Annotated in this window: 14 protein-coding genes; 12 read left to right on the forward strand and 2 right to left on the reverse strand. The window is 31.5% G+C overall.

From position 1 onward, the window contains the following. Positions 1-7 precede the first annotated feature (7 nt). On the reverse strand, positions 8-325 hold the full coding sequence (locus QGM60_RS06370) for a four-helix bundle copper-binding protein (RefSeq protein ID WP_281139404.1): 318 nt from the start codon (positions 323-325) through the stop codon (positions 8-10). 165 nt (positions 326-490) lie between these two features. On the opposite strand from QGM60_RS06370, the gene QGM60_RS06375 reads away from it, so the two are divergent. From QGM60_RS06375 to QGM60_RS06415, 9 genes are all read left to right on the forward strand, one after another. Next, positions 491-1,000 (forward strand): YetF domain-containing protein, encoded by a 510-nt coding sequence (locus QGM60_RS06375; RefSeq protein ID WP_281139405.1) that lies wholly within the window; start codon positions 491-493, stop codon positions 998-1,000. 63 nt (positions 1,001-1,063) lie between these two features. Next, positions 1,064-2,146, forward strand: a complete 1,083-nt coding sequence (gcvT, locus tag QGM60_RS06380; RefSeq protein WP_281139406.1) for a glycine cleavage system aminomethyltransferase GcvT — start codon at positions 1,064-1,066, stop codon at positions 2,144-2,146. A 26-nt stretch (positions 2,147-2,172) separates the two neighbouring features. Beyond that, a complete protein-coding gene (locus tag QGM60_RS06385; protein WP_281139407.1) occupies positions 2,173-3,003 on the forward strand; it encodes a sugar nucleotide-binding protein in 831 nt (276 codons plus the stop codon). A 47-nt stretch (positions 3,004-3,050) separates the two neighbouring features. Then, on the forward strand, positions 3,051-3,338 hold the full coding sequence (locus tag QGM60_RS06390; RefSeq protein ID WP_281139408.1) for a 4a-hydroxytetrahydrobiopterin dehydratase: 288 nt from the start codon (positions 3,051-3,053) through the stop codon (positions 3,336-3,338). Positions 3,339-3,349: 11 nt separating this feature from the next. After that, complete coding sequence (locus tag QGM60_RS06395) at positions 3,350-5,392, forward strand: S41 family peptidase (protein WP_281139409.1); 2,043 nt, start codon at positions 3,350-3,352, stop codon at positions 5,390-5,392. A 13-nt stretch (positions 5,393-5,405) separates the two neighbouring features. After that, positions 5,406-6,431 (forward strand): hypothetical protein, encoded by a 1,026-nt coding sequence (locus QGM60_RS06400; RefSeq protein WP_281139410.1) that lies wholly within the window; start codon positions 5,406-5,408, stop codon positions 6,429-6,431. A gap of 81 nt (positions 6,432-6,512) precedes the next feature. Beyond that, positions 6,513-7,259, forward strand: coding sequence for a YebC/PmpR family DNA-binding transcriptional regulator (locus QGM60_RS06405; RefSeq protein WP_281139411.1), 747 nt, complete (start codon positions 6,513-6,515; stop codon positions 7,257-7,259). Between the two features lie 96 nt (positions 7,260-7,355). Beyond that, positions 7,356-7,880, forward strand: coding sequence for a GNAT family N-acetyltransferase (locus QGM60_RS06410; protein WP_281139412.1), 525 nt, complete (start codon positions 7,356-7,358; stop codon positions 7,878-7,880). A 37-nt stretch (positions 7,881-7,917) separates the two neighbouring features. Then, positions 7,918-9,009, forward strand: a complete 1,092-nt coding sequence (locus QGM60_RS06415) for a T9SS type A sorting domain-containing protein (RefSeq protein WP_281139413.1) — start codon at positions 7,918-7,920, stop codon at positions 9,007-9,009. A gap of 11 nt (positions 9,010-9,020) precedes the next feature. On the opposite strand, the gene holA is transcribed toward QGM60_RS06415, so the two are convergent. Then, on the reverse strand, positions 9,021-10,028 hold the full coding sequence (gene holA, locus QGM60_RS06420) for a DNA polymerase III subunit delta (protein ID WP_281139414.1): 1,008 nt from the start codon (positions 10,026-10,028) through the stop codon (positions 9,021-9,023). Positions 10,029-10,133: 105 nt separating this feature from the next. On the opposite strand from holA, the gene QGM60_RS06425 reads away from it, so the two are divergent. The 3 genes from QGM60_RS06425 (at position 10,134) to QGM60_RS06435 (ending at position 12,539) form a co-directional block, all read left to right on the forward strand. Next, on the forward strand, positions 10,134-10,583 hold the full coding sequence (locus QGM60_RS06425) for a type I restriction enzyme HsdR N-terminal domain-containing protein (protein WP_348634899.1): 450 nt from the start codon (positions 10,134-10,136) through the stop codon (positions 10,581-10,583). Next, positions 10,584-11,576, forward strand: coding sequence for a glycosyltransferase family 2 protein (locus tag QGM60_RS06430; protein ID WP_281139416.1), 993 nt, complete (start codon positions 10,584-10,586; stop codon positions 11,574-11,576). It abuts the gene before it with no gap. 105 nt (positions 11,577-11,681) lie between these two features. Then, complete coding sequence (locus QGM60_RS06435; protein WP_281139417.1) at positions 11,682-12,539, forward strand: OmpA family protein; 858 nt, start codon at positions 11,682-11,684, stop codon at positions 12,537-12,539. The last annotated feature ends 12 nt before the right edge of the window (positions 12,540-12,551 follow it).

Consider the following 12,551-nt stretch of genomic DNA (forward strand, 5'->3'; position numbering starts at 1 on the left):
AATTTTTTTAAGCTGCTATTTTTCTACATTCTTCTGCACACGCTCTACAAGATTCTTCACAAACTTTACAATGTTCATGATGATGTGCACTACAATGGTCTGCACAATACTCACATATTTCAGCACACAACAAAGAATATTGCTTTGCATAAGCACTATCTGCAGCCATCATCTTTATACAAATATAACAAGCATCAACACACTGTACACAACATTTTGGACAGTCGTTCATACTTTCCATACCTGCCATTTCAACCAAACAGTTTTGGCAATCGATTAAACATTTTTGACAGGCTTCTATACATTTTTGATATGCGCTATTCATAATATATTTGATTAGTTATACTACACGAAATTATAGTGATAAACTGTCAATTGATAATACTATCCATAAAACTCTTGACCCATTTAATAAATACAAAGTGTTGTTCATTGAAATTTTATAAATTAAACAAAATCATAGATGTTTTAACTTTTAAATCAATTCAGAATGAAAGAATGGTTTACTACAAACAATATTACTTTATCAGCTATAATATTAACGGCATTAGGAATTTACATTGCACTCGTTTTATTAACACGATTAAGCGGTAAACGAAGTTTCTCCAAAATGTCTAGTTTTGATTTTGCGATTACCGTTGCAATTGGTTCAATACTAGCTTCAACCATATTATCCAAATCTGTTGTGCTTCAAGATGGTATTATTGGTCTTCTGATATTATATATAATTCAAATAAGTGTTGCATATGGAAGACGGTGGGAAACCATCCGAAAACTAACAGACAATAAACCTACCTTATTAATGAAAAATGGTGAGATTCTAGAAGACAACTTAAAGAAATGTAAAGTCACTATTTCAGATTTAAAAGCCAAACTTAGAGAAGCCAATGTTATACAGATTTCTGAAGTTAAAGCTGTTGTATTTGAATCTACAGGTGATATATCAGTGCTTCATGGTTCTGAAGATAAAAAGGTTGATGATTGGTTGCTCGATTTTTAAAAGTTCCTCATAAAATTCATTAATTTTGCGCATCAATTTTTTAGTCATCAAAATATAATCACAATGAAAAATACAGCGCTTACCGATACTCACATTGCTCTTGGAGCTAAAATGGTTCCTTTTGCAGGTTACAATATGCCAGTACAATACGAAGGTGTAAATATTGAACATGAAACGGTAAGAAGTGCTGTTGGTGTTTTTGATGTCTCTCACATGGGTGAATTTTTGGTTGAAGGACCAAATGCTCTAGAGCTAGTTCAAAAAGTAACCAGTAATGATGCTTCAAAACTAACGGTTGGAAAAGCACAATACAGCTGTATACCAAATGAAACTGGTGGAATTGTTGACGATTTAATCGTCTACAGAGTTAAAGAAGACACTTACTTATTAGTGGTAAATGCAAGTAACATTCAAAAAGATTGGGACTTTATAAGCTCTAAAAATGATGTTGGTGCAACATTACGAGATTTAAGCGAAGATTATTCTCTATTAGCTATTCAAGGTCCAAAAGCTGTAGAAGCTATGCAAGCATTAACTAGTCATGATTTATCTGAAATAAAATTCTACAATTTCGTAGTTGGTGATTTTGCAGGAATTGAGCACGTAATTATTTCTGCTACGGGTTATACCGGAAGTGGTGGTTTTGAGATTTACTGTAAAAACTCTGAAGTAAAACAAATCTGGGATAAAGTGTTTGAAGCTGGTGCTGCTTATGGCATAAAACCTATTGGTTTAGCTGCAAGAGATACACTTCGTCTAGAAATGGGTTACAGCCTTTACGGTAATGATATAGATGATACAACATCACCCTTTGAAGCTGGATTAGGCTGGATTGTCAAATTCACAAAGCAATTCACCAACTCTGATAACCTTGCCGAATCGAAAAAACATATTTTAAACAGAAAATTGATAGCTTTTGAATTGGACGAAAAAGGAATTCCAAGACAAGGTTACGATATTGTTGATTCTAACGGGAAGCAAATAGGAAAAGTAACTTCTGGAACAATGTCTCCTTCTCTTAAAAAAGGCATCGGTTTAGGATATGTATCTCCTGTGTTTTCAGATTTTGGAAGCAAGATCCATATTCAAGTTCGTAAAAAAGCAATTCCTGCAACTGTTGTGAAATTACCATTTTACAAAGGGTAATGTCATTTTTAAGTGTCGATTGATTAATGAAGCAGGATTTAAATAAACATCGCATACTTATACTTGGTGCTAGTGGCTATTTAGGCAATGCTATATATAAAGAATTAGGACCTTACTTTAGAACTTTTGGGACTTATAGAACACCTAAAAAAGAGTTTGAAAAGAATAAACAGTTTTTTCAATATAATGTTGAAGAAGATGATGTTTATGAAATATTGGAAGCCTGCAAACCATCTATTATTATCTCAGCACTTCGTGGTGATTTTCATGCACAGACCATTGCGCATCAACACATAACGGAGTATGTTATTGAATCTGGATGTAAAATTATATTCTTGTCTTCTGCTAATGCTTTTGATGCTTACAGTAAATTCCCCAGTTATGAGCTAGACAAAACGCTAAGTCATAGTATTTATGGTCATTTCAAAATCAAAATAGAAAACATGCTATTGCGCTTACCCAAAAAGCAAGTTGCTGTTTTAAGATTACCAATGGTTTTTGGTTCTAAAAGCCCAAGAATACTAGAAATAAAACAATTAATTTCCGATAAAGAACCTATAGAAGTATTTCCTAATCTTATAATGAATGTGACATTAGATAAAAAAGTGACACAACAAATTCATTATATCATTAACAGAAATAAGCATGGTGTTTTTCACTTGGGCAGTACAGATTTAGTGCATCACGACGACTTTATAAAAGATGTACTTAGTTTTATTTCAGATAAAAAAGTAATCCTAAAACAAGTCTACACCACAAATGAAGACCGATATTTAGCCGTATTACCAAAGTTTAATAAATTACCAAAACACTTACAAATTACCAGTTCTACGGTTTTAGAAGAACTTCAGAAATAAGCTTGTCTATACGCTTCATATTTAGTACTTTTCGATAAACTTATTTTATGAAATTAGACGAAGCAACTATAGAAAAAAAACTACTTCGATTTCCAGATTGGGAATATTTTGAAAACGCTATCCATGCCGAATTTGAGTTTGACAATTTCAAGGATTGTTTTAGTGCCATGAGTAGAATTGCTTTTGAATGTGAAGCTCAAAATCATCATCCAAACTGGACAAACGTTTACAATGTTCTTAAAATTTCACTTTCCACACACGATGCAGACGGTGTTACCGATAAGGACTTTAAATTAGCTGAAGCTATTGAGGCTATTGTAGAGGTTGAAGAGTAAAAGATTACTAAATGAAACAAACTTTTGCTCTTTTATTTAGCTTCACATTTTTTATTTCAACTTCTCAAAATGATAAATTCTGTAATGAGCTAATAAAAGTTAACGACATCATACAAAGCTCTCATTTTAGTCCTAAGCCATTAAACGACAGTTTATCTAAACATGTTTTTTATCTTTTTTTAGACAAGATTGATGAAGACAAACACTTCTTTACCGAAAATGACATCTCTGATTTTAAAAAAGATGAATTTTTAATTGACGACCATATCAAAGATAAAAACTGTCTTTTTTTAACTAAATACAATACAACTTTAAAAAGCAGAATCCAAGATTCTAGAGACGTATTGGAATCTCTTAGAAACGTTAATTTAGATTATAGTGGTATTGATAGCTTACATTATTATTCTAAAAAAGATTATTCATATTTTAAAAACGAAAAAGCTCAAAGAAAATTTTGGAATAAAAAAGTTCGATACAAAATCTTAAGAAAATTAGTAGAAAATGATTCAATTTATTCTAATATTTCATCCAACTTCAAATCTTTAGAATCATCAATAAAACAAAAGGTAATTGATAATGAAATCTGCCTTCTTAACGATTTAGAACAAACTAAAGGCTCTTTATATAATTATGTAGAAGAAGCTTTTTTAGATGCTTTATTAAAATATCAAGATCCTAATTCGGCTTACCTAAGTAGTTCTGATAAGAATATGTTTGAACAATCTGTCGGAAATTCTCAATTATCTTTCGGAATAACCACAACCAAGAAGAGTAACGGAGATATTACAATTGCACATATTTCAGCAGGTAGCTCAGCTTTTAAAAACGGGAACTTTGAAGTTAATGACATCATTATTTCCTTAGATAGTGGAAGCGAAATCATTGAAACCTATTGCACTTCTAACGAAACTATACTAAACTTTTTAAACAATTCAGAAAACAAATCCGTATCATTTAAAATTAAGAAAAAGAACGGCGAAATAAAGAATATTAAACTCGTTAAAAATGTTGTTAATATTGAAGCAAACACCATAACTGGCTTTATTATAAAAGACGAAGTTCACAATATTGGCTATATTAACATCCCTAGTTTTTATACAGACTTAGAGTCTATTAACGGATTGGGAGTTAGTAATGATGTTGCCAAACAGATTTACAAACTCCAAAAACAAAATATCGAAGCCCTCATCTTAGATTTGAGATTTAACGGAGGTGGTTCTATGAAAGAAGCAGCTGACTTATCTGGAATGTTTATAGACCGAGGACCAGTAGCAATATCTGCTATTAGAAATGAGAACAATTATACTATAAGAGATCCTAATAGAGGTACAATTTTCAGCAAACCTATAGTTATATTAGTAAATCAGTTTAGTGCTTCTGCTTCAGAGTTTTTTGCTGGTGCTATGCAAGACTATAATAGAGCTATTATTGTTGGCTCAGTAACTCATGGAAAGGCAACATCACAAACCATAATGCCGCTAAATAACTCAGAAAACACAGCTTTTGTAAAATTAACCATGGGTCAGTTTTACAGAGTTACAGGAAAAAGTCATCAAGGTATCGGAATAAAACCAGACATATCATTACCAAACATTTACGATGGTTACAAAACCAGAGAAGAATATTTGGCTTACACATTACCAAATTCAACTGTTGATGTCATCATGAAACCAAAGGTAAAGGCTAAAAAAAATATAGACGGCATAAAACTTCAAAGTGAAGAAAGGGTGAATAAAAGCATAGCTTTCAAAGCCATAAAAGACTTTAATGCTGTATTTATAAACAATTACGTTTATAGAGAAGGTTCTTACCCACTTTCATTAGATTTCATTTTTAATGATGACCAAAATTATTTTGAAGCCTACAGTAATTATGAAGAAGCTATGGATAAAACAAAAGTTGTTTATGAAGTAAGAAATACCGATTCTACAAATGAAATATTATCATACAATTCTGAAGATAAAGAACTAAATAAAAATCTTAAAGAATCAATAGCTAAAGACCCTTATATTCAGGAAGCTTATTATATTGCAAACTCTATACTAAATCAATAAATTAACATTCAACATGAAACATTTTTTTATCATTTTTATTTTTTTATTAGCCTTCTCTGTTAATGCTCAAAAGTTCGATACTGCTGTAGATTATTTAGAATTTGTAGGTGAACAACAAGAAGGAATCACAAAAAAAATGTGGAAATACACTAAAGCAATAGCCCACAGCAAAAGTGACCGAAATGTTGAAAACAAAAGAAAAAGTCTACTAAAAACACTAGATAAGGCCATTGAAAATATCAAAAAAGCACCTGGTTATGATGGTAACGAATTTAAAGGACAGCTTTTAGATCGCTTAAGATTCAACAAAAACTTGCTCAATAATGATTATGCAAAAATTATTGATATGAAAGAAGTTGCCGAACAATCCTACGATTTAATGGAAGCCTACATGATGGCTCAAGAAATGGCAGATAAAAAGCTTGAAGAAACTCAAGAAGAATATGAAGCTAATTATTATGCCTTTGCTAATAAGCACAATATAAAAATAGTTGAGAGCGAAACAGACCTAGGAAAAAAGATGACTTTATCAAATGAAGTTTTTGGCTATTACAAAAAGCTTTATCTCATTTACTTTAAAGTATACATTAATGAAGTGTATTTAATGGAAGCTTTAAATAACAATGATGCTAATGCTATACAACAAAATGCAAACGCATTATCTGAGAGCGCCAAAGAAGGTCTAGAAATACTGAAAAGTGTTGAAAACTACAAAAATGATAAATCAATTGTAATGGCTACAAAAAAAGCATTTGAGTTCTTTATTGATGAAGCAGATAATAAAATGCCTATTCTAGTAGATTTTCTTGTATCAAAAGAAGATTTAGAAAAGACACAAACAGCTTTAGAAAAAACACCACAAAAAAAACGTACCCAAGAACAAATTGACGGCTATAATGCTCTAGTGAATAAATACAATAAAGGTGTAAAAGATTATAACAAGATTAACACTGAATTGAACAACAAAAGAGAAACTGTTATAAACAACCTTAATAATACCAATCAAAACTTTTTGAAAAAACATATTCCTAATGATTAATAGATTTATTTAAATTTGTTATTCTAAATTTTCAATTTTAGATACATTCAATTAATTAAGAAAACAAAAATATTTTAATACATGGGAAGAGCTTTTGAATTTAGGAAAGCAAGAAAAATGAAACGTTGGTCTGCCATGAGTAAAGCCTTTACTCGTATTGGTAAAGACATCGTAATGGCTGTAAAAGAAGGTGGTCCAGACCCTGACAGTAACTCGCGTCTTAGAGCTGTAATACAGAACGCAAAGTCTGTAAACATGCCAAAAGACAATATTGAACGTGCTATTAAGCGTGCCTCAGATAAAAGTCAAGGTGATTATAAAGAAGTGATTTTTGAAGGTTATGCACAACATGGTATTGCTGTACTTATAGAAACTGCAACAGACAACAACACACGTACGGTTGCAAATGTGCGTTCATACTTCAATAAAACAGATGGTAGTTTAGGTACTTCGGGATCTGTTGTTTTTATGTTCGATCACACTTGTAATTTTAAGATTAAAGGTGATGGTTTAGACTTAGAAGAATTAGAGCTAGAGCTTATAGACTTTGGTGTTGAAGAAATTTTTGAAGACACAGATGAAGACGAAAATGGCAACGAAGTTACCAGTGTAATGATTTATGCTCCTTTTGAAAGTTTTGGCAATATTCAATCGTATTTAGAAGAGCATAATATTGAAATCATTTCATCAGGTTTTGAACGTATACCTCAAGTCACTAAAAAATTAACTCCAGAGCAAGCTGAAGATGTTGAAAAACTTTTAGAAAAACTTGAGGAAGATGATGATGTACAAAACGTATATCACACTATGGAAGAATCAGAAGAATAATATTTCTGATATATAATTTACAAAGAGGGTTTTATACCCTCTTTTTTGTTTCTATATAAATTCAAAAATTGATTAATTTTAGATAAAAACTATCAATTGACTAATTACAAAACATTACAAACTAAACGATTAATCATTAAACCCATTTCTATAGAGGATGCTGATTTCATTTTGGAATTAATGAATTCACCAAAATGGAAAAAGTACATTGGTGATAGAAATATTAATTCTACAGAAGAAGCTCAACAATACATTTCAGAAAGAATGTTGCCTAATCTAGAGAAGTATGGCTATTCAAATAACGTAGTCATTAGAAAAGAAGATAATGTAAAATTAGGCACTTGTGGATTGTATAAAAGAGATGGCTTAGAAGTTGTAGATATTGGTTTTGCATTTCTGCCACAACATGAAGGCAAAGGTTATGCCTATGAAGCTGCTAACAAGCTTATAGAGGCTGCTTATTCAGATTTTATTATCTCTGAACTCAGCGGATATACATTGGAAGAAAACACGTCTTCTAGAAAACTATTAGAAAAACTAGGGTTTTCATTAATAGGTAAAACATTCATACCAAATGACAGCGAAGAATTATTACATTATCACAAAGTTCTAAATCAATAATTTTAAATGCTTACATTTATTAAAAATAGCTACTAAAATGAAATTTCTATCATATCTATTCATTCTCGTTTTTCTAATAACTCAAGTTCAGGCACAGCAATTGGTTTTAGAAGCACCTTTAGATAGTAATGTTAGTGAATCCTCAGGGTTAATTTATCTCAATAATACACTCATCACTCATAACGACTCTGGTGGTAATAACGAACTTTACGAAATTGATACCTCTACTGGCAATATCTCTAGAACTGTCACCATCTCTAACGCTACAAACGTAGATTGGGAAGATTTATCTCATGACGATACGTATATATACATTGCTGATTTTGGGAACAATCAAGGTAGTAGAACTGACTTAAAAATTTATAGAATATTAATTACTGATTATTTTGCAAACACCAGCGTAACAGCAGATGTTATTAATTTTAGTTACAGTGATCAAACGGACTTTACACCTAGTTCTATGAATACAAATTTTGATGCTGAAGCTTTAGTTCACTACAACAACAACTTGTATATTTTTTCCAAAAATTGGATTGATTGGCAAACCAATATTTATCAATTACCAAAAACACCTGGAAATCATAGTATATCAATTATTGATTCTTTTGACAGTGAAGGTTTAGTTACTGGTGGAATACATAACACCATTAATGATAATATTATGCTTATAGGATATGATGCAGAAGGAACTTTCATAACCGAACTCTCTGGTTTTAGTTCTGGTTTATTCACTAATGGTACAATTACGAAATCTTCGGTTATGGTACCTACGGGTTATTCATTTCAAACGGAAGGTATAGCGACTTTTGGTGAAACAGATTACTACATCACTTCGGAAGCTTTTTTTGGAACAGCTTCAGGGTTGTTTAGCTTCAATACATCTACACTATCCTATGAAAATTTTGATGAAGATGATATTGTTTTTTATCCTAATCCTGCAAGAGATAGTATTATTATAAATGAAGAAAATAGCAAATTCAAAATTTATAATATCAACGGACAACTTATGAAGTCTTCAACTAAAAGAGAAATTAATATTTCTGATTTAGAAGCTGGTACTTATTTGATTAAAATTGAATCCGAAACAAATAAGAAAACTATAACTAAAAAGCTAATTATTAAGGATTAAAAAAAATCAGACTAACCTAACATCTTTACCAACAACTCTTTAAGTAAGTCGCCTTGAGGTACTGCGTTAGCTCCTACTCCTTTCCCTTTAACATCAAATTCTCGTAATAAACCAATGATGTAACTCACTTGTTTCATAGGATAATTTCGTGCCGCAGTGATGTATTCATTTACAAAATACGGATTCACTTTTAAAGCTGAAGCAACGTTTCTTGGATTCTTATCAGACATACCATGAAGATGCAACAACTGAGAAAAAAAGTTATACAGCAACGCTATGGTAACGACCATTGGGTTGTCCTTTGGGTTTTCAGCAAAATACTTAGCAATTCTATGAGCTTTCAAAACGTCTTTCTCACCAACCGCTTTTCTTAGCTCAAAATTATTAAAGTCTTTACTAATTCCTATGTTTTCCTCAATATGCTCTGGTGTAATATGTGTGCCTTCAGGTAATACAATTTTAAGCTTATTAAGTTCATTATTAACCTTACTTAAATCTGTACCCAAAAATTCAACAAGCATTTGAGCCGCTTTGGGAGAAATATCATAACCTTGACCTTTTAGAACTCGTCTAATCCAATCCGGAACTTGGTTTTCATAAAGCTTTTTACTTTCATAAACGACATTACCACTTTTGTTTAGCGCTTTATATAAGGCTTTACGCTTATCTAATTTCTTGTATTTATAATTTAGAACCAAAACAGTAGTTGGTTGTGGATTTTCGGCATATTGAACCAGTTTTTCAATAGTTCTACTGAGATCCTGAGCCTCCTTAACAATAACCACTTGTCGCTCAGCCATCATAGGATAACGCTTGGCATTACTGACAATATCATCTATGCTAACATCTCTTCCATAAAGCACCATTTGATTAAAGCCTTTTTCAGATTCATCCAGAACATTACCTTCAATAAAATCCGAAATCTTATCAATATAATAGGGCTCCTCACCCATTAAAAAATAAATAGGTTTAAGGTCACCCTTTTTTATTGCTGATACTAATGCTTTTACGTCGTCCAATTGTGGTGTAATTTCTAAATAAAATAAACTATGATGGAATTTGGGATTCTAAAATTGGGTTTTGTTTTATTCTATACTAAATTTGAAAAAAATAGCGAAAACACATTGCAAAATCTCAACTTTCCAAAGTTTGATTATCGACTCAAAAGTACAGAAAATAAAGTTTCTATTTTTGATGTTATCCGTAAAAAGTTCATTGTTCTTCAACCTGAAGAATGGGTACGCCAACATTGTGTCCATTATTTGATTAACCATAAAAAATATCCACAATCACTCATCAATGTTGAAAAAGAACTTATTATCAACGGGTTGAAAAAACGTTATGATATTGTCATTTTCAATTCAGATGGTAGCATTCACCTTATTGTAGAATGCAAAGCACCTTCAATCAACATTAATCAACTTACGTTTGACCAAATTGCACGTTACAATTTAGTTTTAGATGCTACATATTTGATGGTGACTAACGGAATTAATCATTATTATTGTGAAATGGATATGAAAGCTGAAGCATATTCGTTTTTGAGAGATATACCAGATTACAAACAGAATTAAATGTTAGACACCAAAGACATTGCTGTAGTTATCCTTAACTGGAATGGCAAAGATTTATTGAAGCAGTTTTTGCCTTCAATTATTGAGCATTCCGAAAATGCTACAATATATGTTGCCGATAACGCTTCTACAGACAATTCTGTAAGCTTTGTTTCTGAACATTTCCCAACAGTAAAAATTATTCAGAACATAGATAATGGTGGTTATGCTAAAGGTTACAATGACGCCCTAAAAAAGATTCAAGAATCTCTTTTTTGTTTAGTGAATAGCGATATTGAAGTCACAAAAGACTGGCTAAAACCTGTTTTGAAAGAATTTAATGATCATCCATCGACAGCAATTATTCAACCTAAGATTTTAGATTATAAAGACAAATCGAAAGTTGAATATGCTGGTGCAGCGGGTGGATTTATAGATAGATATGGCTATCCCTATTGTAGAGGACGCATTTTTAATACTGTTGAAGAAGACAAAGGACAGTACAACGATATCATTGATATTTTCTGGGCTTCTGGTGCTTGTTTTTTTATTCGCAATGCTGTTTTTAATAATCTTAACGGCTTTGATGAAAGCTATTTTGCTCACATGGAAGAAATTGATTTATGCTGGCGCGCTTTCAATCAAAATCACCAAATTAAATATGTTGGCCACTCAACGGTTTACCATGTTGGTGGAGCCACTTTAAAAACTAATAATCCAAAGAAAACCTATCTTAATTTTAGAAATAGTCTATTTACTTTAGTTAAGAATGCCGATGGTAATGTTTTCGGAAAAGCATTCGTTAGAATGTTATTAGATGGTATTGCTGGATTGATGTTTTTAGTACAACTAAAACCCAATCATTTTTTAGCCATTTTAAAAGCACATGGCGCTTTTTATTTGAATTTAAATACGGTTTTAAGCCAACGCAAAAAGACTTCAAAACGTGCTGGTTATTACAGAATAACTTCCGTTGTATGGAGTTACTTTATCAAGGGAAAGAAAACATTTTGATTGTTTACAAAACTGTTAAAATTTTTGTTAATCCTTGTACAAGCCTGTCTTCTTTTCTCTAATTTTGAAATGTTAAAATTAACAATTTAAACTAAAACGAAACTTATGAAGAAAATAGTTTTATTAAGTGTTTGTTCTTTAGTGTTGCTAGCATCTTGTGTTTCTAAGAAAGAGCATGCTGCACTTCAGGCAAAATATCAAGAAACTGAAGATTTATTGAATAGTGCCACAGTAAAATTAAACAAATGTCTTTCTGACGCTGCTGCTGCTAATGCAAGAGTTGAAACCATGAAAGATCAGTTAGCTGATTTACGTAAGGCCAATCAAGATTTAATTGATACCAAAGGTAACTTAACTACTCTAACACAAAAAGGTGCTGAAAACCTTGAAAAATCATTAGAAAGCTTAAAAGAAAAAGATTTAAAAATATCTAGACTTCAAGATGCTTTAACTAAAAAGGATAGTGTTACGCTTGCTGTTGTAACAAGTCTTAAGAAAGCAGTTGGTATCAACGATCCAGATATTGAAATTAATGTAGAAAAAGGTGTTGTTTTTATCTCTATCGCTGACAAATTATTGTTCAAAAGTGGACAATACACTGTAACTGATAGAGCAAAAGAAATTTTAGCTAAAGTTGCTAAGGTTATCAATAGCAAACCAGATTTTGAAGCTATGGTAGAGTCTCATACAGACAATGTACCATATAACAAACCACCATTAGTTGATAACTGGGATTTAAGTGTAAAACGTGCAACTTCTGTTGTAAGGGTTTTAGAAAGCTTAGAAGTAAATCCTCAACAATTAATTGCTGCTGGTCGTAGTTACTATGTACCTTTAGTAGAAAATGATACTGCTGAAAACAGAGCGAAAAACAGACGTACTCGTATTGTTGTTATGCCTAAGATTGATCAGTTCTACGAAATGGTAGAGAAAGAAATGAAAAACTTAGCTGAAGGAAACTAATCCTTAGTTAAG

Source organism: Winogradskyella sp. SYSU M77433 (genome assembly GCF_029911945.1).
In the GTDB taxonomy this organism is placed as follows: domain Bacteria; phylum Bacteroidota; class Bacteroidia; order Flavobacteriales; family Flavobacteriaceae; genus Winogradskyella.